We start from the raw sequence: 24,545 nt of genomic DNA on the forward strand, positions 1-24,545 counted from the left end.
AAGCCCTGGGCTACGCCACTCCAGCCGAAGCGATGGCCCATCTGACACGGACCACCGCCGCCAAAGCGGCCTAACCAGAACGGAAATGAGAACAACACTCCACGACACGCGGGCCGCCCTACACAGCATCCATCTCGCTCAGAACCGTCGGTCTCACCCTTGATGCTCCGCAGTTGCCCTACCCCGCCTCTCCCGGCATCCGCCACGGGGGGTCCCTACCGGACTCAGCACGACGCCCTCCCCCGATGAACCGGGGAAGGGCGTCGTGGCGGCGTCGTGTCAGGCGCGCGGGTCCGTGGAGTCCGTACCCGGCTCCGCCGACGACACGGGTGCGTCGTCGACGGCATCCTGCCCGTGGAGCACGCTCTCAGCCGCAGCGACCTCGGCCGCGGGAACGCCTGCACCGGCGGAGGCTCCCACAGTCGCCCCGGCTCGCACCGCATCCGCGAGAACCTCGGCGGGCTGAGCTTCGTCGGCCTCTCCGGTGACGACCACCGGGGTCGAACCAGTGAGGGCCGCTTCGGCGTCGAGGTCCGATGCCGCCTGCTCGAACTGCGACTGATACAGCCGCCAGTAGGCGCCCTGCGCGGCGATGAGCTCCTCGTGGGTGCCCTTCTCGACGATGTCGCCATGCTCCATCACGAGGATGAGGTCGGCGTCGCGGATCGTCGACAGGCGGTGCGCGATCACGAACGAGGTGCGCCCCTGACGCAGGGCCGCCATCGCGTGCTGCAGCAGCAGCTCGGTGCGGGTGTCCACCGCCGACGTCGCCTCGTCGAGGATGAGGATCGACGGCTGGGCGACGAACGCCCGGGCGATCGTGATGAGCTGACGCTCTCCCGCCGACACGTTCGACGCGTCCTCGTCGAGGACCGTGTCGTAGCCGTCGGGCAGCGCGTGCACGAAGCGGTCGACGTACGTCGCCTTCGCCGCATCGAGCACTTCGTCGTCGGTCGCCGTGGAGCGGCCGTAACGGATGTTCTCGCGGATGCTTCCGGCGAACAGCCACGGATCCTGCAGCACCATTCCCGTGCGCGAGCGGAGCTCGTCGCGGGTCATGTGCGCGATGTCCTTCCCGTCGAGGGTGATCCGACCGCCGCTGAGCTCGTAGAACCGCATGATGAGGTTCACCAGCGTCGTCTTACCCGCACCTGTCGGTCCGACGATCGCGACCGTCTGGCCCGGCTCCACCCGGAACGACAGGTCGGTGATGAGCGGACGCTCGGGCGTGTACGAGAACTTCACGTTCTCGAACTCGATGACGCCTTCGCCCTCAGCGGCGCCTCCGGACCCGGACTCGTCGGGATCCTGCTCGTCGGCATCCAGCAGCTCGAACACCCGCTCCGCCGAGGCGGTACCGGACTGCACGACCGCGGCCATGCCACCCAGCTCCGACAGCGGTTGCGTGAACTGCTGCGAATACTGGATGAACGCCTGCACGTCGCCGAGGCGCAGCTGACCGTTCGCGACCATCAGACCACCGAGCACGGCGATACCGACGTAGGTGAGGCTGCCGACGAAAGTCATCGCCGGCATGATGATGCCGGACAGGAACTGGGCCTTGAAGCTGGCCTGGTAGAGCTCCTCGTTCTCGTCCTTGAACTTGTCGAGGGCGTCCTGCTCGCGACCGAACACCTTGACGAGCGCGTGGCCCGAGAAGGCTTCCTCGACGCGGGCGTTGAGTCGGCCGACCTTGCGCCACTGCGTGCCGAAGGCCTTCTGCGAGCGCGGACCGATCACACCGAAGATCACGGCCATGAGCGGCAGCGCGACGAGGGCGACGAGAGCGAGCTGCCACGAGATCGAGAACATCATGATCATGACGCCGACGACGGTGAGCACCGAGGTGAGCGCGCCCGACAGCGACTGCTGCATGGTCTGCGTGATGTTGTCGATGTCGTTCGTCACGCGGGAGATGAGCTCGCCGCGCTGCACCTTGTCGAAGTACGACAGCGGCAGCCGGTTGATCTTCGCCTCGACCTGCTCGCGCAGACGCCACATGGTGCGCACCATGATCACGTTGATCACGTAGCCCTGGATCCAGCTCAGGAACGCGGCGGCGACGTAGATCGCGAGCACGGCGGTGATGATCCATCGCAGTGCGTCGAAGTCGATGCCGGAGCCGACCGTGAAGTCGCGCATCGCCGCGATCTGCGCCGCGTAATCGTTCTGCCCCGCGGCACGCAGCTGTTCGACGACGACGTCCTTCGACGTGCCGGCCGGGAAGCCGGGGAAGCCGTCGCTCGCCTGGCCGAGCTGGTTCGAGATGAACCCGGCGTAGACGATGTCGGTGGCCTCGGCGAGCACCTTGGGCGCAGCGACCGTGAGCACGACGCCGAGGGCGCCGAGGATCGAGACGAAGACGAACCAGATGGCCGACGGCTTGAGGAGCCCGATCATCCGACCGAAGCTCTTGCCGAAGTTGTCGGCCTTGCCTGGCGCGACGCTGTCCCAGCCGCCGCCGTCCTGGCGCGCCTTCTCGGCGAGCTCGGCCTCGTACTTCTCTTCTTCCGTCAGTTCGCGCTCGATCACGGGCGCCTGGCCGCGGCCGCGCGGGCGGCGCGACTTCTCGGTGGAGGGGTTCTGCTCGCTCATGCGTCCACCCCCAGCTGCGACTCGACGATTTCCCGGTAGGTGGTGCTGGTCTCGAGCAGCTCCTCATGGGTGCCCACTCCGACCATGGTGCCGCCCTCGAGCACGACGATGCGGTCGGCATCCGTGATCGTCGACACGCGCTGCGCGACGACGATCTTGGTCACGTGTGGCAGTTCTCGCCACAGCGCCTGCCGGAGCCGAGCATCCGTGGTGAGGTCGAGCGCCGAGAACGAGTCATCGAACACGAGGATCTGCGGCTGCCGCACGATCGCGCGAGCGATCGCCAGACGCTGGCGCTGACCGCCGGAGACGTTGGTGCCGCCCTGCGCGATGCGGGACTCGAGCTTGTCGGGCATCTCCTCGACGAAGTCACGACCCTGCGCGATCTCGAGCGCGTGCCAGAGCTCTTCGTCTGTGGCGTCCTCACGGCCGTAGCGCAGGTTCGATGCGACGGTGCCGGTGAACAGGAACGGACGCTGCGGCACGAGGCCGATCGTCTTCCAGAGCGCCTCGACATCGGCGTCCCGGACGTCGGATCCACCGACGAACACGGCACCGCCGGAGACGTCGAACAGGCGAGGGATGAGCGACACGAGCGTCGTCTTGCCCGCGCCGGTGGAGCCGACGATGGCGACAGTCTCACCGGGCTCGGCCGCGAAGCTGATGCCTGAGAGCACCGGCGACTCCGCACCGGGGTAGGTGAACGAGACGTCGTCGAAGGCGACCGCGCCCGGAGCGACGAAGTCGGTGACGCCGTTCTCGGGGCGGGTCATGCTCGACTCCACGTCGAGCACCTCCCCGACGCGCTCGGCCGAGACCGCGGCGCGCGGGATCATCATCGCCATGAAGCTCGACATGATGACACCGCCCATGATCTGGCCGATGTACTGCATGAAGGCGAACAGCGTGCCGATCTGCACGTTGCCCGCGTTGACCTCGATGCCGCCGAACCAGATCACGGCGACGACGGTGACGTTGAGGATGAGCATGAACAGCGGGAACAGCAGAACGAACAGCGAACCGACCTTGCGTCCGACGTCCATGATGTCGGTGTTGGCGCCGCGGAAGCGCTCCTCTTCGATGCGCTCGCGCACGAACGCGCGCACGACGCGCACGCCGGTGAGCTGTTCGCGGAGGACGCGGTTCACCGCATCGAGGCGGGTCTGGTAGCTGCGGAACAGCGGCACCATGCGGCCGATGACCAGCACGGCGACCACGAGGAGCACCGGCACGGAGACGCCGATGATCCAGCTGAGCCCGACGTCCTGACGGACCGCCTGGATCACGCCGCCGATCGCGAGCAGCGGAGCGGTGACGAACATCGTCGCGCCCATCATCGCGAGCATCTGCACCTGCTGCACGTCGTTCGTGTTGCGGGTGATCAGCGAGCCGGCTCCGAACTGCGAGACCTCGCGCTCGGAGAATCCGCTGACGCGCGCGAACACGTCGGAGCGGATGTCACGGCCCATGCTCATCGCCGCGCGGGCGGCGAAGTAGGTCGCGATGACCGAGGCGATGATCTGGCCGAGCGAGACCGCGAGCATGAACAGACCGGTACGCCAGATGTAGCCGGTGTCGGCCTTGGCGACGCCCTCGTTGATGATGTCGGCGTTGAGGGAGGGCAGGTAGAGCGTGGCCATCGCACTGGCGAACTGGAAGACCAGAACACCGATGAGCAGCCAACGATATCGAGAGAGATAACGGACGAGGATCTTTCCCAGCACGGGCGGACTTCCTTCTGAGCTGAAGCGGTCGTTCGAGGATCGGGCGGGCACCCGAGAGAATCGGCCGCACCATAGAGTGCCACGAGCCGGGGACATTCGCATCCCCCTCGGGGATGACCTTCGCGGACAGCGAACCAGCGCCGTCTCGGGGCGGATTTCTGGTCGCAGGCGAACAACGGATGCCGTCGCGAGCGAGCGTGCGAACAGAGACCGGTCACACGTCGGTAAGCACGGGATTCCGCCCTCAGAACAGCGGATGCTCCGGCACGTACTCGCGCGCCTCGGCGCCGGCATCCGGCACCAGGTCGGCGATCGTGGGCGGGTCCCACTTCGGGTTGCGGTCCTTGTCGACGAGTTGCGCGCGGATGCCTTCGACGAGGTCGGGATGCCGGTTCACGAACCACAGCACGCGGCGGTACTCCCCCTCCAGCGCCGCGCGCAGACCGGTCATCTCCCGGGCTTCCCGCACGGCGTCGAGTGTGACGGCGAGCCCGGTCGGCGCCAGGCTCTCGAGCAGATCGGCCGTCGCCCCGGCATCCGACGCCTCCGAGGCGCGCAGACGCTCGACGATCTCGGCGATGGTCGGGGCCGAGAATGCGTCATCGATCCAGGCGCGTGCGGCCGGGAGCTGCGACGGCTCGGGCGTCTCGTCGAACAGCAGCACGATCTCGGCAGGCCCCGTCGGATCGGCGCGGTACGCGAGCGCCTCGCGGAGGGCATTGATCCGGTCGGAGGGCACGAAGTGGTCGGCGAAGCCCAGCTCGACGGCATCCGCTCCGTTCATCGTCGATCCGGTGAGCGCGAAGTACTCGCCGAGCCGGCCAGGGGCGCGACCGAGCAGCCAGGTGCCACCCACGTCGGGAGTGAAACCGATGCGCGTCTCGGGCATCGCGAGCGTCGAGCGCTCGGTGACGATGCGGATCGCGGCGTGCCCGGACAGACCGATGCCACCACCCATCGTGACGCCGTCGGCGATCGTGACGACGGGCTTGGGGTACTCCGCGATCAGCGCGTTCAGCGCGTACTCCGCACGGAAGAACCGCACAGTCTCGTCGGCATGACCCGACACGATCTGGGAGTGCAGCGCCCGCACGTCGCCGCCTGCGCACATCCCGCGCTCCCCCGCCCCGTCGATGAGCACGATCTGCACGTCCGTGTCGTGCCGCCATGCCTCGAGAGCGGCGGCCAACCGCACGACCATGTCGTGGTCGAGGGCGTTGATCGCCTCCGGACGATTGAGCGTGAGGTGCCCGAGCGCTCCTTCGGTACGGACGAGGACGCGTTCGGCGTTGAGAGGTTCGGTCACGCAAGCCAGGCTACCCCCGCCGATCGAGGGCGATTCACACAGGAAAATGCGCGATTCTAGGGCTTTTCCGGCAGGATAGAAGGAATGCCCATGCAAGGAAGAGGACGCCGATGCCCGACGGACAGGTGATCGAGTTCACGCGCGTCACGAAGAGGTTCAACGACGTGACCGCCGTCGCGGATTTCTCGACGCGCATCGAACCGGGCGTCGTCACCGCGATCCTCGGCCCGAACGGCGCCGGGAAGACCACGACGCTCCGCATCCTGCTCGGCCAGGTGCGGCCCACGAGCGGCACCGCGACGATCGGTGGCGCCGCGTACGCCGAACTGCGCACCCCCCTGCGGACCATCGGTTCCGTGCTGGAGGAGACCGTCTACCGTCCGCGTCGTTCGGCCGGACGCCAGCTGACGATCGCGGCCAAGGCCAACGGCATCCCGCTGTCCCGCGTCGATGAGGTGCTCGCCCTGGTGGGTCTAGAGGGCGAGGGCGAGGGCCGGATCGGAAGCTTCTCGCTTGGCATGCGCCAGCGACTGAGCGTCGCGCACGCACTGCTCGGCGACGCCGGCACCCTGGTGTTCGACGAGCCGGCGAACGGCCTCGACCCCGAAGGCATCCGCTGGATGCGCCTTCTCATGCGCCGGCTCGCCGACGAAGGACGCACGGTCATCGTGTCGTCGCACGTGCTGAGCGAGGTCGAGCAGGTCGCCGATCACGTTCTCGTGCTGTCGAAGGGCCGCCTCGTGCTCTCCAGCGACATCGAGAAGCTCGCCGATCCTGCGAACGGCGCGGTCGTGGTGGACGCCGCCGACCGCGGAGCACTGACCACGGCACTTTCGACCGCCGGTTTCGAGATCGAGGTGCTGCGGTCCGGCCTCACGGTGCGGGGCGGGGACGCCAAGACCGTCGGGGCTGTCGCCGCGGCCGCGGGAATCGCGCTGAGCACGCTCGTGCAGCGCGGACCGACCCTCGAGGACGTCTTCATCGACCTCGTGCGCAACGGCCGTTTCGAGCCCCGCGCGGAGATCGCGGTGTCGCCGGTCGTGCCTGAGACGGTCGTGCCTGAGCCGGTCGTGGCGGACGGATCCGTTTCGGCGGAAGCATCGGATGCGGACCCGGATGCCGTCGAGGGTGAGGCCGACGACGCCACGCATGCCATCGCAGTGATCCCTGTGGACGCTGCGACTGCCGAGGCGTCGGAGAACTCGGGCGAGTCGGCCGAGACCGAGACGATCGACGATCTCGATGAGCCGATCGCTCAGTCGGGACCCTCGTTCGACGACATCCTCTTCGGTGCGGGCTCCACCACCGCTGAGGAGCCCTCCATCTTCGACGAGCTCTCGGACGATGCCGAGAGCGCTGAGGCTTCGGAGGACACCGCGGCGGAACCCGTGCCGACGTCGACCGGCGAGACGGCTGCGCTGCGCTCGCGCCGCAGTTGGGCGGCGGCAGCCGCCGAGCACGCCGAGCCTTCGGATGATGCGGCCGCCGACGCTTCGGATGCCGACCCGATCGATCGCTCTGGAGACGATGAGGCCGCGGATGCCGTCGACTCGGGCGACGTCGATTCGGCCGGTGTCGATTCGGCGGCTGCGGAGGGCGCTGGAATCGATGAGGCCGGCGACGGCGAGGACGACGAGGCCGGCCAGGACGAGGATCCGCGTTCCGCGGCCGTGAGCTCGATGCTGGCCGCAGCCGCGCGCGCGTACTACGAGGATGAGCCGCAGTCGTATCCGCTGAGCGACGCGGACGCGGCGAGTTCGGACCAGGCGGGTGCGGAGTCTGCGGACGGCGATGCCGCAACTTCCGACCCCGACCCCGACCCCGACTCCGACTCCGACTCCGACTCCGACTCCGACTCCGACTCCGAAGAGACTGGCTCGGGTTCCGACTCCGATGCCAACCCTGACGCCGACTCCGACTTTGCGGAGAGCGAGGCTCACGAGTCCGGCTCCGATGAACAGGATGCTGCGGAAGACGGATCCGACGACCACGGAGCGCCGTGGGCGGTCGCGAGCACGGGTGTCGTCGACTCCGTCCCCGAGACGAGCGGCTCGGAAGAGTCCGAGGACGATGCAACGGCTGCGGATGCGCAGCCCCATGACGAAGAGCTCGAGGGCGCGGAGCACGAGGACTCTGAGCACGAGGGCTCCGAGCACGAGGGCTCCGAGCACGAGGGCTCCGAGCACGAGGGCTCCGAGCACGAGGGCTCCGAGCACGAGGGCTCCGAGCACGAGGGCTCCGAGCACGAGGGCTCCGACCACAGCGAGGGCGACGACGCCGAGCAGACCAGCCACGGCGATGAGCACCACCACGGCTGATCACGCCTAGGACTGACGAGGACCCCGCCGCGCGATCCCGCGTGGCGGGGTCTTCGTCTTCCGCGCATAATCGCGACGACGACACCCGGGTGCCGGGCCCCTGGCGTCGAACGCACCCCTCCGCGGCAGCATCCGAATCCGAGCCGTGCCGCTTGGCGTGCGCAGCCGGCTCAGGCGGGTCGCGGCCGGATCACCGGACGGCGACTCCCCTTGGATACCGGGATGGGTGAGGTGGCGACGATCTCCTCGACGTCGGCCGGTTCATCCGAGACGTCGAGTCTCAGCGCCTGGGTGAGCGCGAGTCCGTGCTTCGTCGTGAGGATAAGCCGCCGGAACTCATCGTCGCCCTCGAGGTCGATGACGACGCTCGGACGGTGTCGGCGGATCAGGACGAAGTCCAGACTTCCCGCAGCCTTCCACGATCCCGCGGCGAGGATACCGGGGATGTGCGTCCCCGGGTTGGGGACGCCTCTGAGCCAGGTCCAGGCATCGTCGGTGAGCTGCACCTTCGCGATGGTGTCACGCGCGATGCGGATGTTCTCACGGCGGAAGGTCGAGACGCGCTCGAGCGGCGAGAGCACGACCTCGAGCTGCGTCTGATCCAGCAGCAACGTCACCATGTGACCAGTCTGCCAGCGGCACCCCTCCAGTTGTCTGGTCGCAGTTCACAGGAACGCAACGATCCCTTGTCGTGTTCATGCATTTCCTTCTCCCCCTCTTCCCAGTTTCGAATATTTGTACTATACTCGATCCATGGACATCGGCGACGAACTCGACCAGCGACGGGCTCTGCTCGACGCGTGGGTCGACACACGTCGACGGATCGCCCTGCTCGAAGCGGAGTCATCCGCCCTGCTCGCCGAGCGCATCCGGCTCCGCGACCGCGACACCAAGGGCAACTCCTTCCACCGTGACGCGATCCACCGGTCCATGGTCGCCGAGTACTCCGCCGCCGGTCGCATCCCGCAGGGCACCGCCGACCGCGCCTTCGCCGACGCGTACTTCATCGAGAACCACTACCCCCTGGTCCGAGATGCACTTCACCGCGGCGACATCACGGCAGCGCACGCACGCGAGATCGTCGGGGCGGGCTCGGTCGTGCGCGAGGCGATCGCTGCGCGAGCAGTCGAGCCCGAGACGCAGACCGTCTTCGAGACCGCCAGCATCGTCGTCGCCGAGAACGACACCCCGGCTCGAACCCGGGCGTACGCTCGCTCCATCGCCGCCGCGCTGGCCGGCGAGACGGTCGTCGAGCGTCAGCGCCGTGCGGCATCTGAGCGGACGGTGACGGTCCGCCCCGCCGACGACGGGCTGGCGCTGCTGCAGGTCGTGCTCCCCGAGCACCTGGCCGCAGCGATCTTCGACCGGTTGACTCAGATGGCGAACGAGGTGATCCGCACCCGCGACGACCGGGATCCTTGCCTGGATCCCGATGTGATCGACGTGGGCGCCGATCCGATCTACCCCGGCTCGCTGGATCCGAGCGACCCCGCCCTCGACGACTTCGTCATCTTCGGCCACGGCGACACATTCACGAGCGATCCACTCGTCGATCCGTCGTCAGCCGACATCGAGCACGTGGCGGGCGACGAACGGACTCTCGACCAGGTGCGCGCCGACCTGCTCACGGATCTGCTGCTCGGCTCCGATCCCGGTGCGGTGCACGGATCCGGTCTCGAGAACATCCGCGGGCGGGTGCAGGTGACGGTCGCGGGTTCCACGCTCGCGGGCGACGACGATCGCCCTGCCGAGCACGACGGCAAGGGACCGATCGATCCCGATGTCGCCCGCGACCTGGCGAGATGCACCACGAGCTGGTCGCGGCTCTTCCTCGACCACACCGGAATGATCACGGCGACCGACTCGTATGCACCGACCGAGGGCATGCGCCGGTTCCTCCGAGCGCGCGACCCGCATTGCCGATTCCCGGGATGCCGGATGCCGGTGCACAGGTGTCAGTTCGACCACAACCACGACCACGCGAAGGGCGGGGCGACCAGCCTCGACAACCTCAGCGCGTTCTGCGCCGGGCATCATCTGCTGAAGCATCCGGACATGGACGACGGCTCGAGGTGGACCGCCCGCCAGATCCCCGGCGGCGACATCGAATGGACGAGCCCACTGGGCCGCGTCTACACGGACCCGCCGCCGCGACGAGTGATGTTCGTCTGACCCGAGCTCTCCGGTGTGGTCGGGTGAGACGGTGGCGCGTCAGAACAGCGCTGGGGCTCGCGGCCCCAGATCCCACACCGACCTCGGCTCGGCCCCGACCCACTCAGCTCTGCGCACCCGCCGCAGCGCGAGAAGCCGCGGGCAGAGCCTCTTCGATGCGCGAAAGCTCCTCGTCCCCGTGTGCGGCGGTGAGGAACCAGGCCTCGAAGACGCTCGGCGGCAGAGCCACACCCTGCTCGCGCATGGAGTGGAAGAACGGCGCATAGCGGAACACGTCCTGCGCCTGTGCCTCCGCATAGTTGCGTGGAGCCGACGCACGGAATGACGGGTTGAACAGGTTCCCCGCCTTCGCGACCGCGTGGGTGACGCCGGCATCCGCCAGCGCACTCTCGAGCGCGGCGACAAGACGAGTGGATGCCGCATCGATCGTCTCGTACACCTCGGGCGTCGCGAGCCTCAGCGTGGCCAGTCCCGCGGCGACCGACAGCGGGTTCCCCGACAGCGTTCCCGCCTGGTAGACCGGGCCGACCGGAGCCAGCAGATCCATGACCTCGGCGCGACCACCGAGAGCCGCGAGAGGCATGCCGCCGCCGACGACCTTGCCGAATGTGAAGATGTCGGGCTGATAGTCCTCGCCTGCAGCCGCCTGCAGCGCCCAGAATCCCGCCGGATGCACGCGGAAGCCGGTGAGCACCTCATCGAGGATCATCAGGGCGCCGTGCTCGTGGACGGTGTCCGCGATGAGCTTGTTGAAGCCGGGAACCGGAGCAACCACGCCCATGTTCGCCGACGATGCCTCCACGATCACCGCGGCGATGCGGTCGCCGTGCTCGGCGAACACGGCGGCAAGAGCATCCGGATCGTTGTAGTCGATCACCAGAGTCTGCGCGGCGATCGGAGCGGGAACGCCCGCCGAGCCGGGCAGCGCGAGCGTCGCGACACCAGACCCCGCAGCCGCGAGAAGACCGTCGGAATGACCGTGATAGTGACCGGCGAACTTCACCAGCAGATCGCGACCGGTCGCACCGCGCGCCAGACGGATCGCCGTCATCGTCGCCTCGGTGCCCGTCGATACCAGACGCACGCGTTCGACGGGTCGCACATCGCCGAAGCGCACCCGATCGGCGATGACCCCGGCGAGCTCGACCTCGCCCTCGGTCGGTGCGCCGAACGAGAGCCCGCGCGTCGCCGCTTCCTGCACGGCCGCGACCACCTCGGGGTGCGCATGCCCGAGCAGGGCCGGACCCCACGACGCCACGAGATCGATGTATTCCGTGCCCGCGGCATCCGTCACCCGCGCACCCGACGCCGACGCCAGGAATCGCGGCGTCCCGCCGACCGACCCGTAGGCGCGCACCGGCGAGTTCACCCCGCCCGGCGTCACGGCACGTGCAGCGGCGAACAGATCGTCATTGCGATCGGACATGGATGCTCCTCCGGAGGAATCGGGTCGGGGACGTCGCCTTCGACTCTACGTGTCGCGGCTGAGGAACATCCTCGACGTCGGCCCCCGAGAGCCTGACGATCAGCGCCCCTCGCGCAGCCAGCGAGCGGCCTCGACCGCCCAGTACGTCAGAACGGTGTCGGCACCGGCACGGCGGATCGACAGCAGCGACTCCAGAACAGCGGCGCGACGATCGATCCAGCCGTTCGCGGCTGCGGCCTCGATCATCGCGTACTCACCGGACACCTGGTATGCCCACACCGGAATATGCACGGCGTCGCGCACCTCGCGCAGCACATCGAGGAACGCCATCGCCGGCTTCACCATGACGATGTCGGCCCCTTCGGCCTCATCGACCACGGCCTCGCGCACACCCTCTCGCCGGTTGCCGGGGTCGAGCTGGTAGGTTCGGCGATCGCCCTTCAGCTGCGAGTCCACCGCCTCGCGGAACGGTCCGTAGAACGCACTCGCGTACTTCGCGGCATAGGCGAGGATCAGCGTCCGCGAGAAACCCTCGGCGTCGAGAGCGGCGCGGATGACCGCCACCTGGCCGTCCATCATCCCGGAGAGGCCGAGAAGCTGCGAGCCCGCGCGCGCCTGCGCCAGAGCCATCGACGCGTATCGATCGAGCGTGGCGTCGTTGTCGACCGAACCATCGGCGGCGAGCACTCCGCAGTGTCCGTGATCGGTGAACTCGTCGAGGCAGAGATCGGTCTGCACGACGAGAGCGTCGCCGACCTCGGCGGAGAGCGCCTCGGTCGCCACGTTCAGGATGCCGCGCGGGTCGTCCGCCCCCGAACCGACCGCATCGCGCACCGCAGGAACGCCGAACAGCATGACGCCGCCGACTCCGGCCTCAGCGGCGTCGACTGCGGCGGCCCGCAACGAGTCGAGCGAATGCTGGGCGACACCCGGCATCGACCCGATCGGCGCAGGATGCTGGATCCCCTCGCGCACGAACATCGGCAGCACCAGCTGACGCGGCTCGATGGACGTCTCACGTACGAGATCGCGCACGGCCGGCGACTGGCGCAGGCGACGCAGACGGGTCTCGGGGAAGCTCATGACGAGTGCTCGTCGGCCGCATGCGGCAGCGTGAAGCTCGACACCGCCTCGATCAGCGCGTCCACCGTCTGGTGGTCGGCGATCACGGTGATGGGCAGACCGGCTTTGCCGGCATCGCTCGCGGTCCGCGGACCGATCGCGGCGAGCAGGGTCTCGTCGGGGATCTCGGGGAACTGCTCGCGCACCTGCGCGGCGACCGACCCGCTCGTGATGAGGATCGCGTTGATGCGCCCGTTCTCGACGTCGCGCTTGATGCGCTCTGTCACCGGAACACCGACGGTGCGGTAGGCCACCACGCTGTCGACGTCGTGTCCGGCGTCTCGCAGCAGCACGCTCAGCACCGGCTTCGCGATCTCGCTGCGCAGCGAGAGGATGCGCCGCGGCTCCGTCTCGAGGCCGATCAGCTGCTGCGCCATGCCCTCCGCCGAGTTGTCCCGCTCGGGGACGAGAGCCACGTCATAGCCGACGGCCTGCAGAGCAGCCGCGGTCGTCTCGCCGACGGCCGCGATGCGTGTGGTGCGCGGCACCTCGGCGCGCTGCGCGAACATGACATCGACGGTCGTGGCGCTCGTGACGGTCAGCCAGTCGTACTCCCCCGCCGCCAGCCGAGCGAAGGCGACGTCGAGCGCGGCCTGATCAGTGGTCGGGGCGAAGTTGATGAGGGGCGCCACCACGGGCACGGCGCCCTGCGCGCGAAGGCTCGCCGCGACGCCGTCGCCCCAAGGGCCACCACGGGGTACGAGGATCCGCCAGCCGTCCAGCGGCCGGGCCTGCTTCGAATTGGTCATGAGGAATGCTCTCGGGAGACGAGTTCAGCCGCCCCTTGATCGAGCAGCCGACGGGCAACAGTAAAACCGAGATCGCGAGCCGCGGCCATCGGGTCTGCACCATCGGCAGCATCCGCGTCATTGCCACTGCCGTTCCGTTGAATATACCCCGTGTTCAGGGGTTCGGTGACGTCGAGCCCGATACGTTGCACTCCATCGGGTGCATACACTACAGTCCGCACTCGCACCTGACCGTCGACGACCGAGGCGTGCGCGGCCATGGGGGCCTGGCAGCCCGCGTCGAGACCTGCGAGGACCGCCCGTTCGACCGTGATCGCGAGCCGCGTGTCGGGGTCCTCGAGGGCACGCAGCGCCGCGAGCAGCTCGGGGTCGGCATCCGTCGTCGTCTCGATCGCGAGTGCGCCCTGGCCCGGAGCCGTCGGCCATTCGGCGAGCCCGAGATCCTCGCGGTGGAGCCGGATCTCGGCCCCCAGCCGCGATAGCCCGGCGGCGGCCAGGATCACCGCGTCGAGCTCGCCCGAGGCGACGCGCTGCAGCCGGGAGTCGACGTTGCCGCGGATGTCGACGACCTCGACGCGCGGAGCGCGGCGACGCACCTGGGCGATGCGTCGGGGTGACCCCGTGCCCACCCGGCTGCCGGCCGGGAGCTCGTGCAGCGGAATGCCGTCGCGGGTGATCACGACATCGCGCGCGTCCTCCCGTACGGGGGTCGCAGCGATCGTCAATCCGTCCGGAACCGCCGTCGGCAGATCCTTCAGCGAGTGCACGAGGAAGTCGCACTCCCCGGCGAGGAGCGCCTCGCGCAGACGGGTCGCGAAGACCCCCAGGCCGCCGATCTGCGAGAGCGAGGCGCGGTTGGTGTCGCCCTCGCTCGTGATCGGGACGAGTTCGACGGCGCGGCCCGTGACCTTCTCGAGTGCTGCGGCGACATGACCGGACTGCGCCTGCGCGAGCGCGCTGCGGCGAGTCCCCAAACGGATCGGAGTGCTCATGGCCGGCCTACTGGAGGACGTCCGCGATCTCGTCGAACCGGAGCCGGCGCCCCGTGTAGAAGGGCACCTCCTCCTTCACGTAGAGCCGCGCATCGGTGTAGCGCAGGTCGCGCATGAGGTCGACGAGCTCGGTGACGTCGTCGGCCTCGAGAGGCAGGATCCACTCGTAGTCGCCCAGCGCGAAGGCCGCGACCGTGTTCGCGATGACACCCGTGAACGCGGCGCCCTTGCGGCCGTGATCGGCGAGCATCTTGCGACGCTCCTCCTCGGGCGCGAGGTACCACTCCGGGGTGCGGACGAAGGGGTAGAGGCAGAGCCAGTCCTTGGGCTCGATGCCGCGGAGGAAGCCTGGCACGTGCTGGCGGTTGAACTCCGCGTCGCGGTGCACCCCCATGACGTTCCAGACCGGCAGGAGCGAACGCAGCAGTTCGGTGCGACGAAGACGGCGCAGCGCCTTCTGCAGACCCTCGGCGGTGTCGCCGTGCAGCCACACCAGCAGGTCGGCATCCGCCTTCAGACCCGAGACGTCGTAGAAGCCCCGCACCGTGACGCCCGAGTCCTCGATGTGCGAGACGATCGTCTCGAGCTCGGTCGAATCGGTCTCGGTCACCGCGACGTCAGGATTGCGTCGCCAGACCGCCCAGAGGGTGAAGCCGGACGGGTTCTCTTCGCGCTCATCGGACATGGTCCCAGTCTGCCCCTTTCCTCGGACAGTCGCGAACCGCCCTCCGCCGGCGCGAGGTCAGGCCGACACCAGCGGGGTCAGCGACGCCAGCAGGTGACCGACTCCGGCGAGGTCAGCGCGAGACGGCGCGGGCAATGGCCCACACCAGGCCGCCCACCGTCGCCGCCGCGGCGACCGCGAGAGCGAGAGCGCCCGCGGGATTCTCGTCGGCGAGACGACGCAGCTTGACGGACGTGCGCTGGTACGCGCCTTCGACGCGCCGCGGCACGTTCGCCTTCACCTCGATGGCCGCGAGGGCGGCCTTGAGCTCGGCGCGCGCCGACTGCACGGGGTCGACGAGCCCAGGAGGGACGGCCGTCTTCGGCAGCGCGGGCGGGTAGGTGTCAGAGTTCGTCATCGCCGGAGCCCTTCGCGATCTTGATGTCGGTGGCCACCGCCTGCGCGGGGTTCTCCCGTGCGAGCACCTTGCGGAACTTCAGGATGCCCAGGAGCGCGAAGAACAGCACGGCCAGGACGAGGATGCCGAGCACGGCCAGCGCCGACAGCCAGACGGGCCACCAGGAGGAGAGTCCGGCGATCGCGAACACCAGCACGACGGGCACGGCCCAGAACAGGAAGAAGAGCGCGACGAGGAACCAGACCGAGCCGATACCCGCGTCCTTGGCGGTGCGCGAGATCCAGGCCTTGGCGGAGTCGATCTCGGCTTTCACGAGTCTCGTGACGAGATCCGGCAGGTCGCCGAGCAGCGTCAGCAGGCTGTCGTCGGCCCGATCCCGGAAGGGCTTGCGCGTGGGCGCGCCTTCGCGGGGCATGTCAGTCCGTTCCTACGGTGGGCTTCTTCGCCGACGCCTTGGTCGAGGCCTTCGCCGACGATGCCGTCTTCTTCGCCGCCTCGACCGCCTCCTCGGTCGCTTCCGCGAGCTCCTCGGCGGCATCCCGGCCGGTGGCGATCGCGGAGTCGAGACGCTGTCCGGGAGTCCCGGAGCCGCTGGCCGACTTCGCGATCTTGACGACGCCGTTCCACAGTGCGCCGGGGACGGCAGCTGCCTTGTCGCCGACGTATCCCTTGACCTTGGCGACCTGCTCCTGCACGGGATCGAGGTGCCAGACCTTCAGCCACTGGGTCTTGATCTGCTCGTAGCGCTCCCGTCCGGCGCGTGTTCCGAGCACGTATCCGACGCCGAGTCCGACGACGAGTCCGATCTTCCCCTTCATGGGGTCTCCTCACGTTGTTCCGGTGTGGACGCCCGAGGCGAACCAGCGGTTCGGTACCGCCGACCAGACACCCAGCGTAACGCCATATTCCGATTTCGGCATCTAGCGGTCGAGGGGGTTGACAGGCTGCCGGATCAGTCCCAGAGAAGGACGTGACGCAGTCGATCGGCCTCGTCGATCGCATCGGGGACGACCTGCGCCAGCCCGGTTCCCGCAAGCCACGCACCGACGGCGGCGATCCTCGGCACCGCACGGATCGCCGCTCGGGCCGCAGACCGCCGATCCGCCGATCCGATGACCGACGCGGGTTGCGACTGCGTGAAGCGTCCGCGGTGCGATGCCACCAGCCGAGACGGCTCCAGCGGCACGCCCAGAAGAGCGGATGCCTCCTCCAGGGCCAGACGCGCGGCACCCTCGTCGTCGAGCGCGGCGGTAGCTGCATGCTCGCCCTGCGCGCCGAACGAGACGCGCAGGACGTGACGACCGCGCGCGGCCTCACGGACCCAGCTCCACTTCGCGCTCGAGTGGGTCAGAGCCTTCGCGACGTGCGACCCGGGAACCGTGAGAACGCCGGTGCCGCGGGGAGCGGCATCGAGTTCCGGCGCTTCCACGAGCAGGGTGACGATCTCGATCTCCGGCGCATCGGCGACCTCGGTGCCGGCGAGCGCGGGCGCGATCCCGGCCAGGATTTCACGGGCGACCGACTCGGAGGTCGCGAGGATCACGGCATCCGCCTCGATCTCCACCGTCTGCGGCGCATCCGCGTCCGCTGCGGCTTCGGGATCGGCTGCGGCCTCGGGATCGGCGTGCGCGACCGCCCAGCCCTCACCTCGCGGCGAGATCGAGTACACCGGCGCTCCGACCCGCACCGCACCGCCGAGCTTCACCAGGTCGGCCACCAGACCATCGACGAGCACGCTCATGCCACCGTCGAGCCCCTCCACTGCGGCACCGGGGGCTTTCGCGGCCTGCGCCTGGTCCTTGAGCGCGGCGACCGCACCCGACAGCGCCCCCATGCGGGTGAGGGCGGCGTTCAGCCCGGGGGCCGCGACCTCGACGTCGATGTCGTCGGGCGACGCGGAGTAGACGCCGTGGGTGACAGGAGCGACCAGCCGGTCGCGCACCTTGGCACCCATCCGGGTCTCCACGAGTCGACCAAGGCTGTGGGTGTGCCCGATCGTCAGCGGCGGTCGAACGCGGTCGAGGTACGCACGCCACACCCCCGACCAGCCGATGATTCGCCGCACGTCGTCCTGGAACACGTTCGCGGGGATGCCGAGGATGCCGCCGACCGGCAGCGGTGCCGCGCGTCCACCGGGCACGCCCGACAGCCAGGCCCCGCCGGCGGCCGGAGTCACCACCCGCTCGGCGAGACCGAGCTCGTCGATCAGCGCGCGCACGGTCCCACCACGGGTCGCATAGCTCTCCGCCCCCGCATCAAGCCGGATGCCGTCGAGCTCCGCCGTGCGGATCGCCCCGCCGGCGGCATCCGTCGCTTCGAGCACGGTGACGCGCATGCCGACCTTTGCGCATTCGCGGGCGGCGACGAGGCCGGAGATCCCTCCGCCGATCACGACAACGTGCGTGCGCGCCGCGCGGGCTGCGAGATCGGCGGGGGCGGCCAGGTCACCGGGGACGTCAGTCATGCCTCAATCCTTTCACCGTCGGCGACCGGGGCCGCCGCGCGCGGACAGCTGCCGCGTGGTCAGCTGCGCTTGCGGATCTCGCGCAGCACGATCTGCTCGGGGCACACCGTCGAGAGGAAGTCGCCGACGGAGAGCGCGAGGCGCTCCCCCACGAGCGAATACAGGATTCGGTTGGCGTCGCGGCGCTCGGTGATCAGGCCGGCCTGGCGCAGCACACCGAGGTGGCGTGAGATGGTCGGTCCACTGGCCGAGAAGCGGGAGGCGATCTCGCCGGCCGCGAGCTCCCCGTCTTTCAGGTCTTGGAGGATCTGGCGGCGGGTGGGATGGGCCAGAGCCGCGAAGATGTCCGACGCACTGTCTGTCATATTTGCAATATAGCATCACTGCTAATTACTATGTAGCCGATTAGCTCACAAGCGAAGGAGAGCATCATGCGGGTCGCCATCACCGGAGGAACCGGGTTCGTCGGTCGTCATCTCGCGGATCGACTCGAGGATCCCGTCGTGATCTCGCGGCGAAGCGGAGTCCCGATCACCGATGTCGATGCGCTCGCCGACGCCTTCGCAGGCTGCGACGTCGTCGCGCACTGCGCCGGCATCAACCGCGAGATCGGCGAGCAGACCTTCGAGCGCGTCCACGTCGAGGGCACCAGGGCCGTGGTCGAGGCGGCGCGTCGCGCCGGAGTCCAGCGCATCGTGATGGTCAGCTTCCTCCGCGCCCGGCCGGACTGCGGCTCGCCGTACCACGAGTCCAAGTGGGCGGCGGAGGAGATCATCCGCTCCTCCGGAACCCCGCACACGATCCTCAAGTCGGGGATGATCTACGGACCCGGCGACCACATGGTCGACCACGTCACCAAGGCCGTCCGGACGATCCCGTTCTTCTGGACCGTCGGCTACCGCGAACGCACCGCCCGCCCCGTGCCTCTCGACGATGTGGTGGACGTGCTCCTCGCCGCGATCGAGGGACGCATCCCCGACCCGACGATCGCCGTGATGGGCGCGGATGAGGTGACGCTCGGCGAGGCGATCCGCCGCATCGCCCGCGTCGCGGGGCGTCGCCCCGCCTACCTCCCGGTGCCGGTGTGGACGATCCGCGTGCTCGCTCAACTGACGGAGTGGCTCATGGTCACCCCACTCGTCGCGAAGGCGCAGGCGCGCATGCTCGCCGAAGGCGTGAGCGAGGCTGCTCCCCCGGCGCCGGAGGCGCCCGTCGGCATCCGTCCCTCGCGCCCGTTCAGCGACGAGAGCATCCGCACGGCACTCCCGGAGGGGCGGTTCACGCTCGCCGATCTCCGGCTCGCCGCGCCACGGCGGCGCCGCTGACAGCCGTCAGATCGCGTGCACCAGCTCGACGATGCGGGTGAGCTGATCCGGGTCGGTCTCCGGGGGCACACCGTGACCGAGGTTGACGATGTGGCCGCGAGCGGCGCGTCCTCGCTCGACGACATCGCGCACGTGCGCCTCGAGCACGGGCCACGGTGCGCCCAGCAGCGCGGGGTCGATGTTGCCCTGCAGCGTCACGTCGGGGCCGACGATCGCCGCGGCCTCGTCGAGCGGGACCCGCCAGTCGACACCGACCCCGTCGGCCAGGCCGTCGAGCGCCATGTCGGCGAGGAACGGCCCGGTGCCGACCCCGAAGTGGATGGTGGGCACGCCGATGCCGTCGAGTGCGGCGCGCGAGTGCGGCGCGACGAACTCGCGATAGTCGGCGACGCTGAGCGACCCCGCCCACGAATCGAAGAGCTGCACGACGGATGCTCCGGCGTCGCGCTGCGTCTCGAGGAAGCGCCGTGAGACCTGGGCCAGCCACCCCGCGAGGCGGTGCCAGGACGCCGGGTCGGCGTGCATCATGCCGCGGGCGCGGAGGTGCTCCTTCGAGGGCCCGCCCTCGACGAGGTAAGCGGCCAGCGTGAAGGGCGCTCCGGCGAAGCCGATGAGGGGCGTGTCACCGAGCTCATCGGTGACGAGGCCGACCGCCGCGGCGATGGCCGTGCCGTCGAGGTCGGCGGGGTCGATCGCGGTGATCCGCTCGACGTCGGATGCCGTGCGCACGGGGTTCGCGAACACCGGACCGCGGCCGGGCTCGATCTCCACCTCTACACCGGCGAGGCGCAGCGGGATGACGATGTCGCTGAAGAAGACGGCGGCGTCGACGCCGTGCCGACGGACCGGCTGCAGCGTGATCTCGGCCGCGAGGTCGGGGGTGAGGCAGGCGTCGAGCATCCGCGTGCCGACGCGGAGTTCGCGGTACTCGGGGAGAGACCGTCCCGCCTGGCGCATGAACCACACGGGCGCATGGTCGGGGCGGTGTCCTGCGAGGGCGCGCAGCAGCGGAGCGTCGGAAAGGGCCATGCCTCCATCCTCCCATCCACCCCCGACGTGCACCTGTGGGCGCTCGGCGTCTGAGGCAGGCGTAGAATCTACGTGTGCTGCTGTGTGTCACGGCGAGTCACAAGACCGCCTCCTTCGACCTGCTCGAACGCCTGAGCCGCACCCCCGACGACGTCGCCCCCACTCTCGTAGAGCTGGCTTCGTGCGTGCAGGGGGCCGTGGTGCTCGCGACGTGCAACCGCTTCGAGGCGTACGTCGAAATCGACGAGCCCGTCACCGCGGCCGGCGCCGTGGGCGTCGAGGCCGTGCTCGAAGCGGTCGAGTCCGCCACCGGCATCCCCGCCGCCGACCTCGACGGCGCGTACGAGGTGCACTCCGGCCGCCACGTCGCCGAGCATCTGTTCTCCGTGGCCTCAGGCCTCGAGTCGGTCGTCTCCGGCGAGGGAGAGATCGCCGGTCAGGTGCGCCGCGCGCTGAAGTCCGCCCGCAAAGGCGGTACCACCTCTCCCGAGCTCGAACGCTTGTTCCAGCGCGCCAGTCAGGCGCAGCGCAAGGTCAAGAACGTCACCGCGCTCGGCCGCGCGGGCCGCTCGCTCGTGCGCCTCGCACTCGAGCTCGCCGACAGCCGGATCGCCGACTGGTCGGCCGAGAAGGTGCTGCTCGTCGGCACCGGCGCCTACGCGGCCGTCACCCTCGCGACGCTGCGCGAGCGCGGCGCCGAGAACATCTCGGTGTACTCGCCTTCGGGCAGGGCGCAGATCTTCGCCGCGAAGCACGGCATCCGTCCGATCTCCGAGGCGGAGTACGCACGCACCGCCGCGACGTCGAGCCTGCTGATCACGTGCACGTCGGCGACCGAGCCCGTGCTCGGCCCCGAGCACCTGCAGGTGCCGGTCGGCCTCGCTCCCGTCGGATGCCCTGTGGGCGCGCACAGCCGCCTCGTGGTCGACCTCGGCATGCCGCGCAATGTGGACCCGGCCGTCGCGACCCTCGAGGGCACCGCGTTGCTCGATCTCGAGACCATCCGTCTGCACGCGCCGCTCGAGGAGCTGCAGGCGACGGATGCCGCACGCAGCGTCGTGCGCGAGGCCGCGGAGACGTTCCACGTGGTCGGCTCCCGCCAGAGCGTGACGCCGTCGGTGGTGGCGCTGCGATCGCACATCTTCTCGCTGCTCGACTCGGAGATCGATCGCGCGCGTGCGCGCGGCGACGAGGACGGCAAGGTCGAGCAGGCGCTTCGCCACCTCGCGGGCGTGCTGCTGCACACTCCGACCGTGCGTGCCCACGAACTCGCCGCGGCCGGCCGTGCCGACGAGTTCACCACGGCACTGGCGACGCTGTATGGTGTCGAGCCCGCCATCGCTGCTCTCGATGAGGACGCTGCGACCGCCTGACACCCTGCGCTCCGGCTGGCAGACTGGGAGCATGGCCCTTCACATCACCGGAGACACCGCCGCCGACGACCTGCTCACGAACAACCCGCTGGCTCTGCTGGTCGGGATGCTCCTCGACCAGCAGGTGCCCATGGAGACCGCGTTCGCCGGTCCGCTGAAGATCGAGCAGCGCACGGGAGCAGCGGATGCTGCGGCGATCGCCGGCATGGACCCCGAGCAGTTCCTCGAGGCGTTCAAGGAGACGCCGGCGGTGCATCGGTTCCCCGGCTCGATGGCTGCCCGCGTGCAGACGCTCTGCCAGACCCTCGTCGATGACTGGGGCGGGGATGCGGCTGCGCTCTGGACCTCCGGCGACCCCGACGGATCCGAGGTCTTGAAGCGGCTCAAGAAGCTCCCCGGATTCGGCGAGCAGAAGGCGAAGATCTTCCTCGCCCTGCTCGGCAAGCAGTACGGCTTCACCGGAGCGGGCTGGCGCGAGGCCGCAGGAGATTACGGCGTCGACGGCTCGTTCCGCAGCGTCGCCGACATCGTCTCGCCCGAGTCGCTGACGAAGGTGCGCGAGCACAAGAAGGCTATGAAGGTTGCCGCGGCGCGGAGCAATGCGACGGAGGAGCGTTGATGCGTGCCGCGGCAAGGTTGAAGCCGAAACCCCCCAAGGCCGGCAGCTGATGCAACCCACTGGGGATGACGTCGCGGGGCTCATCGCGCGAGCGACTCCGGCGATCCGCCGTCGGGATGCCGAGACGTTGACCGCGCTGATGCAGGAGGTGTCCGGTCGCGAGCCCGCGACCTGGGGCACGATCATCGGCTTCGGCTCGTGCCATTATCGGTACCCGACCGGCACTGAGGGTGACAGCGGCCTGCTCGGCTTCGCGCCTCGGAAGGCGGCGACGACGATCTACCTCTTCGAGGGCGCCGACGCGCACGCCGAGGCACTCGCCCAGCTTGGTCCGCACACGACCGGCGCCGGATGCCTCTACATCAACGACCTCGAGCAGGTCGATCTCGGCGTCCTGCGCGGCATCCTCGAGCGATCGCTCGCCTGGATGGAAGCCGGCGGCACCGAGCAGGCGCAGATCACCGTCACGGGCTGACGCGGCGAGCGACCGGGTCAGCCGCGAATTCGGGCTGAGTCCCTGCACGGATGCCGAGCACGATCGCGATGACGCCGAGCAGCAGCATGCCGGCGCCGGGCACCTCGTAGAGGACGCGTTGGAGCACTGCGGAGGGGCCGCCGAACCCGATCGCGAGCGTTGCTGTCGACGAGAGCACCGACAGCGCGAGCACACAGGCCGGTGCCCAGCTCCACGGCCTCGGCAGTGCAGCGACGGCACCGATCAGGATGACCGCAACGACGGTCACCGCGAACAGCAGCGCCTGGTAGGGGATCATGACCGCCAAGTACGCATCTTCCTGCGCGTGGAGGTTCCCCGGATCATCGGGCACGAGTCCCGAAAGGAACGTCGGCAGCGGCGGAGCCGCCATCGCCACCTGAAGCAGCACGATGGTCGAGGCGAACGGCCGCCTGCGGGTGATGCTTCCGGCGCGACCGAGGCCGACGACGAGCACCAGCACTGCGAGTGCCCACAGCACGTCTTTCGCCGCGTGGTACGGCGCGAGCTCGAATCGAGCCGCGAACCCGACCGACGCCGCCAGAGCCATGAGGATGCCGCCCACCACCCACGTTCGCCGTCGCTGTCGCGCCTCCTCGGTCATGGCCCCACTCTATCCAGCGGCCGGGCGGCAGCATCCGTCGCCCCGGGTCGAGGCCCCCGTTGAACTACGACGCCCCCGCTGGTTCACGTGAATCAGCGGTGTCATGTCGCAGGACATCGGTGACGTTTCTGGATCAGGACATCGGTGACGGTTTCGGGGTTCTTGGTGGTGACACTTCTGGGCTCGGATTGAGCGGTGACGAAGAACGAGCCGCTCGATCCCCGTGTCCGTCTTGCGATCGCTCGGTGGCCGGACGACGCACCACGAGGGGCGGTGACGGCGTTTTGTGAGGAGTATCAGATCTCACGGAAGACGTTCTATCTGCTGCGTCGTCGAGCGGTCGTTGATGGTGAGGCCGCGGTACTGGCGCCTCGGTCTCGCCGTCCGCGGGCGAGTCCGACACGGATCAGTGATGAGGTGAAGCGGCAGGCGATCGACGTGCGTGCCGCGTTGGAACGGTCAGGGTTGGATCACGGACCGATCAGCGTGCACGACAAAATGCGATCGACGGGGCTCATGGCTCCCTCGATCGCCGCGCTGGGCAGGATCTTCCGTGAGGCAGGGGTCGCACGATTCGAGCCGAAGAAGAAGCCTCGGGCGGCATATCGACGATTCGTCTATCCAGCGCCGAACGCATGCTGGCAGCTCGACGCGACCGAGTACGTCCTGCACGGAGGCCGTAAGTGTGTGATCTTCCAACTCGAAGACGATCATTCCCGTCTCGCTGTCGCGTCACACGCGGCAGCATCAGAGACCGCAGAAGACGCTCTCGTCGTGTTCCGCAAGGGAGTGAGCGCCCGCGGAGTCCCGCAGCGCCTCCTCACCGACAACGGGCTCGCGCTGAACCCCTCGCGACGCGGATGGCAAGGGCAACTCGTCACCTACGCGGCCTCGCTCGGAGTGGAAGCAATCACGGGCAAGCCCTACAAACCGACCACTCAGGGCAAGAACGAACGCTTTCATCAGACGCTGTTCCGCTGGCTCGACAAGCAACCCCTCGCGGACTCCCTCGACATGCTTCAGGCTCAGATCGACGAGTTCGACCACATCTACAACACCGAACGCCCGAACCAGGCACTGCCCGGACGGCTCACACCGCAACAAGCATGGGACGCCACCCCCACCGCGCAAGCACCCCGCCCGATTCCCGCG

General features: G+C 69.1%; 23 protein-coding genes. 7 read left to right on the plus strand and 16 right to left on the minus strand.

From position 1 onward, the window contains the following. Positions 1 to 279: 279 nt before the first annotated feature. The 3 genes from ACI3KS_RS17560 to ACI3KS_RS17570 all read right to left on the minus strand — a co-directional run bounded on the left by ACI3KS_RS17560 (position 280) and on the right by ACI3KS_RS17570 (position 5,625). Positions 280 to 2,595 carry an ABC transporter ATP-binding protein gene (locus tag ACI3KS_RS17560; protein ID WP_404919827.1) on the minus strand — a complete coding sequence of 772 codons (2,316 nt, stop codon included), beginning with the start codon at positions 2,593 to 2,595 and terminating at the stop codon, positions 280 to 282. Beyond that, positions 2,592 to 4,319, minus strand: a complete 1,728-nt coding sequence (locus ACI3KS_RS17565) for an ABC transporter ATP-binding protein (protein WP_404919828.1) — start codon at positions 4,317 to 4,319, stop codon at positions 2,592 to 2,594. The genes ACI3KS_RS17560 and ACI3KS_RS17565 overlap by 4 nt, the downstream gene beginning before the upstream one ends. Positions 4,320 to 4,563: 244 nt before the next feature. Continuing rightward, the gene (locus ACI3KS_RS17570) at positions 4,564 to 5,625 is read right to left on the minus strand and encodes an enoyl-CoA hydratase/isomerase family protein (protein ID WP_404919829.1); all 1,062 of its coding nucleotides are present in this window, start codon (positions 5,623 to 5,625) and stop codon (positions 4,564 to 4,566) included. 110 nt (positions 5,626 to 5,735) lie between these two features. On the opposite strand from ACI3KS_RS17570, the gene ACI3KS_RS17575 reads away from it, so the two are divergent. Continuing rightward, complete coding sequence (locus tag ACI3KS_RS17575) at positions 5,736 to 7,943, plus strand: ATP-binding cassette domain-containing protein (RefSeq protein ID WP_404919830.1); 2,208 nt, start codon at positions 5,736 to 5,738, stop codon at positions 7,941 to 7,943. 170 nt (positions 7,944 to 8,113) lie between these two features. On the opposite strand, the gene ACI3KS_RS17580 is transcribed toward ACI3KS_RS17575, so the two are convergent. Further along, complete coding sequence (locus tag ACI3KS_RS17580) at positions 8,114 to 8,563, minus strand: hypothetical protein (protein ID WP_404919831.1); 450 nt, start codon at positions 8,561 to 8,563, stop codon at positions 8,114 to 8,116. Positions 8,564 to 8,696: 133 nt separating this feature from the next. Between ACI3KS_RS17580 and ACI3KS_RS17585 the strand changes: the two genes are divergently transcribed. Beyond that, entirely contained in the window at positions 8,697 to 10,115 is a 1,419-nt protein-coding gene (locus tag ACI3KS_RS17585; RefSeq protein ID WP_404919832.1) for a DUF222 domain-containing protein, read from the plus strand. Positions 10,116 to 10,218: 103 nt separating this feature from the next. Here the strand turns inward: ACI3KS_RS17585 and ACI3KS_RS17590 are convergent, their stop codons facing one another. The 10 genes from ACI3KS_RS17590 to ACI3KS_RS17635 all read right to left on the minus strand — a co-directional run bounded on the left by ACI3KS_RS17590 (position 10,219) and on the right by ACI3KS_RS17635 (position 18,315). Next, complete coding sequence (locus ACI3KS_RS17590) at positions 10,219 to 11,541, minus strand: glutamate-1-semialdehyde 2,1-aminomutase (RefSeq protein ID WP_404919833.1); 1,323 nt, start codon at positions 11,539 to 11,541, stop codon at positions 10,219 to 10,221. Between the two features lie 99 nt (positions 11,542 to 11,640). Continuing rightward, positions 11,641 to 12,624 carry a porphobilinogen synthase gene (hemB, locus tag ACI3KS_RS17595; protein WP_404919834.1) on the minus strand — a complete coding sequence of 328 codons (984 nt, stop codon included), beginning with the start codon at positions 12,622 to 12,624 and terminating at the stop codon, positions 11,641 to 11,643. After that, on the minus strand, positions 12,621 to 13,412 hold the full coding sequence (locus ACI3KS_RS17600; RefSeq protein WP_404919835.1) for a uroporphyrinogen-III synthase: 792 nt from the start codon (positions 13,410 to 13,412) through the stop codon (positions 12,621 to 12,623). Before ACI3KS_RS17600 ends, hemB begins: the two co-directional genes overlap by 4 nt. Continuing rightward, positions 13,409 to 14,404: a hydroxymethylbilane synthase gene (hemC, locus tag ACI3KS_RS17605; RefSeq protein WP_404919836.1), complete on the minus strand. Its 996-nt coding sequence runs from the start codon at positions 14,402 to 14,404 to the stop codon at positions 13,409 to 13,411. The genes ACI3KS_RS17600 and hemC overlap by 4 nt, the downstream gene beginning before the upstream one ends. Before the next feature lie 7 nt (positions 14,405 to 14,411). Then, a complete protein-coding gene (hemQ, locus tag ACI3KS_RS17610; protein WP_404919837.1) occupies positions 14,412 to 15,089 on the minus strand; it encodes a hydrogen peroxide-dependent heme synthase in 678 nt (225 codons plus the stop codon). Positions 15,090 to 15,201: 112 nt separating this feature from the next. Continuing rightward, positions 15,202 to 15,486, minus strand: a complete 285-nt coding sequence (locus tag ACI3KS_RS17615) for a hypothetical protein (RefSeq protein WP_404919838.1) — start codon at positions 15,484 to 15,486, stop codon at positions 15,202 to 15,204. After that, positions 15,473 to 15,901 (minus strand): phage holin family protein, encoded by a 429-nt coding sequence (locus ACI3KS_RS17620; protein ID WP_404919839.1) that lies wholly within the window; start codon positions 15,899 to 15,901, stop codon positions 15,473 to 15,475. Before ACI3KS_RS17620 ends, ACI3KS_RS17615 begins: the two co-directional genes overlap by 14 nt. 1 nt (position 15,902) lies before the next feature. Then, complete coding sequence (locus tag ACI3KS_RS17625; RefSeq protein ID WP_404919840.1) at positions 15,903 to 16,304, minus strand: hypothetical protein; 402 nt, start codon at positions 16,302 to 16,304, stop codon at positions 15,903 to 15,905. A gap of 134 nt (positions 16,305 to 16,438) precedes the next feature. Then, positions 16,439 to 17,950, minus strand: a complete 1,512-nt coding sequence (locus tag ACI3KS_RS17630; protein ID WP_404919841.1) for a protoporphyrinogen/coproporphyrinogen oxidase — start codon at positions 17,948 to 17,950, stop codon at positions 16,439 to 16,441. 59 nt (positions 17,951 to 18,009) lie between these two features. Further along, positions 18,010 to 18,315 carry a metalloregulator ArsR/SmtB family transcription factor gene (locus tag ACI3KS_RS17635; protein ID WP_404919842.1) on the minus strand — a complete coding sequence of 102 codons (306 nt, stop codon included), beginning with the start codon at positions 18,313 to 18,315 and terminating at the stop codon, positions 18,010 to 18,012. A 66-nt stretch (positions 18,316 to 18,381) separates the two neighbouring features. On the opposite strand from ACI3KS_RS17635, the gene ACI3KS_RS17640 reads away from it, so the two are divergent. Beyond that, positions 18,382 to 19,275 (plus strand): NAD(P)H-binding protein, encoded by an 894-nt coding sequence (locus ACI3KS_RS17640; protein ID WP_404919843.1) that lies wholly within the window; start codon positions 18,382 to 18,384, stop codon positions 19,273 to 19,275. A gap of 6 nt (positions 19,276 to 19,281) precedes the next feature. Here the strand turns inward: ACI3KS_RS17640 and hemE are convergent, their stop codons facing one another. Beyond that, the gene (gene hemE, locus ACI3KS_RS17645; protein WP_404919844.1) at positions 19,282 to 20,304 is read right to left on the minus strand and encodes a uroporphyrinogen decarboxylase; all 1,023 of its coding nucleotides are present in this window, start codon (positions 20,302 to 20,304) and stop codon (positions 19,282 to 19,284) included. A gap of 74 nt (positions 20,305 to 20,378) precedes the next feature. Between hemE and ACI3KS_RS17650 the strand changes: the two genes are divergently transcribed. The 3 genes from ACI3KS_RS17650 to ACI3KS_RS17660 are packed head-to-tail and all read left to right on the plus strand — an operon-like array spanning position 20,379 to position 22,771. After that, complete coding sequence (locus ACI3KS_RS17650) at positions 20,379 to 21,677, plus strand: glutamyl-tRNA reductase (RefSeq protein ID WP_404919845.1); 1,299 nt, start codon at positions 20,379 to 20,381, stop codon at positions 21,675 to 21,677. A gap of 31 nt (positions 21,678 to 21,708) precedes the next feature. Beyond that, entirely contained in the window at positions 21,709 to 22,296 is a 588-nt protein-coding gene (locus tag ACI3KS_RS17655; RefSeq protein ID WP_404919846.1) for an HhH-GPD-type base excision DNA repair protein, read from the plus strand. A 49-nt stretch (positions 22,297 to 22,345) separates the two neighbouring features. Then, positions 22,346 to 22,771 (plus strand): DUF1801 domain-containing protein, encoded by a 426-nt coding sequence (locus ACI3KS_RS17660; protein ID WP_404919847.1) that lies wholly within the window; start codon positions 22,346 to 22,348, stop codon positions 22,769 to 22,771. Here ACI3KS_RS17660 and ACI3KS_RS17665 read toward each other — a convergent pair. Then, complete coding sequence (locus ACI3KS_RS17665) at positions 22,761 to 23,393, minus strand: hypothetical protein (protein WP_404919848.1); 633 nt, start codon at positions 23,391 to 23,393, stop codon at positions 22,761 to 22,763. The two genes, ACI3KS_RS17660 and ACI3KS_RS17665, sit on opposite strands and share 11 nt — an antisense overlap. A 273-nt stretch (positions 23,394 to 23,666) precedes the next feature. Here ACI3KS_RS17665 and ACI3KS_RS17670 point away from each other — a divergent pair. Continuing rightward, positions 23,667 to 24,545 (plus strand): integrase core domain-containing protein (locus ACI3KS_RS17670; RefSeq protein ID WP_404919849.1); only part of this gene is annotated, 879 nt, incomplete at its 3' end.

The organism is Microbacterium sp. ZW T5_45, from assembly GCF_044987415.1.
Lineage (GTDB): Bacteria > Actinomycetota > Actinomycetes > Actinomycetales > Microbacteriaceae > Microbacterium.

What these genes read in the sequence shown, in the direction of transcription:
- ACI3KS_RS17585 (WP_404919832.1), top strand. Translation starts at nt 8,697, where the DNA reads ATGGACATCGGCGACGAACTCGACCAGCGACGGGCTCTGCTCGACGCG.
- ACI3KS_RS17635 (WP_404919842.1), bottom strand. Translation starts at nt 18,315, where the DNA reads ATGACAGACAGTGCGTCGGACATCTTCGCGGCTCTGGCCCATCCCACC.
- ACI3KS_RS17620 (WP_404919839.1), bottom strand. Translation starts at nt 15,901, where the DNA reads ATGCCCCGCGAAGGCGCGCCCACGCGCAAGCCCTTCCGGGATCGGGCC.
- ACI3KS_RS17615 (WP_404919838.1), bottom strand. Translation starts at nt 15,486, where the DNA reads ATGACGAACTCTGACACCTACCCGCCCGCGCTGCCGAAGACGGCCGTC.
- hemE (WP_404919844.1), bottom strand. Translation starts at nt 20,304, where the DNA reads ATGGCCCTTTCCGACGCTCCGCTGCTGCGCGCCCTCGCAGGACACCGC.
- ACI3KS_RS17580 (WP_404919831.1), bottom strand. Translation starts at nt 8,563, where the DNA reads ATGGTGACGTTGCTGCTGGATCAGACGCAGCTCGAGGTCGTGCTCTCG.
- hemC (WP_404919836.1), bottom strand. Translation starts at nt 14,404, where the DNA reads ATGAGCACTCCGATCCGTTTGGGGACTCGCCGCAGCGCGCTCGCGCAG.
- ACI3KS_RS17655 (WP_404919846.1), top strand. Translation starts at nt 21,709, where the DNA reads ATGGCCCTTCACATCACCGGAGACACCGCCGCCGACGACCTGCTCACG.
- ACI3KS_RS17640 (WP_404919843.1), top strand. Translation starts at nt 18,382, where the DNA reads ATGCGGGTCGCCATCACCGGAGGAACCGGGTTCGTCGGTCGTCATCTC.
- ACI3KS_RS17625 (WP_404919840.1), bottom strand. Translation starts at nt 16,304, where the DNA reads ATGAAGGGGAAGATCGGACTCGTCGTCGGACTCGGCGTCGGATACGTG.
- ACI3KS_RS17590 (WP_404919833.1), bottom strand. Translation starts at nt 11,541, where the DNA reads ATGTCCGATCGCAATGACGATCTGTTCGCCGCTGCACGTGCCGTGACG.
- ACI3KS_RS17600 (WP_404919835.1), bottom strand. Translation starts at nt 13,412, where the DNA reads ATGACCAATTCGAAGCAGGCCCGGCCGCTGGACGGCTGGCGGATCCTC.
- ACI3KS_RS17575 (WP_404919830.1), top strand. Translation starts at nt 5,736, where the DNA reads ATGCCCGACGGACAGGTGATCGAGTTCACGCGCGTCACGAAGAGGTTC.
- ACI3KS_RS17665 (WP_404919848.1), bottom strand. Translation starts at nt 23,393, where the DNA reads ATGACCGAGGAGGCGCGACAGCGACGGCGAACGTGGGTGGTGGGCGGC.
- hemQ (WP_404919837.1), bottom strand. Translation starts at nt 15,089, where the DNA reads ATGTCCGATGAGCGCGAAGAGAACCCGTCCGGCTTCACCCTCTGGGCG.
- hemB (WP_404919834.1), bottom strand. Translation starts at nt 12,624, where the DNA reads ATGAGCTTCCCCGAGACCCGTCTGCGTCGCCTGCGCCAGTCGCCGGCC.
- ACI3KS_RS17660 (WP_404919847.1), top strand. Translation starts at nt 22,346, where the DNA reads ATGCAACCCACTGGGGATGACGTCGCGGGGCTCATCGCGCGAGCGACT.
- ACI3KS_RS17630 (WP_404919841.1), bottom strand. Translation starts at nt 17,950, where the DNA reads ATGACTGACGTCCCCGGTGACCTGGCCGCCCCCGCCGATCTCGCAGCC.
- ACI3KS_RS17560 (WP_404919827.1), bottom strand. Translation starts at nt 2,595, where the DNA reads ATGAGCGAGCAGAACCCCTCCACCGAGAAGTCGCGCCGCCCGCGCGGC.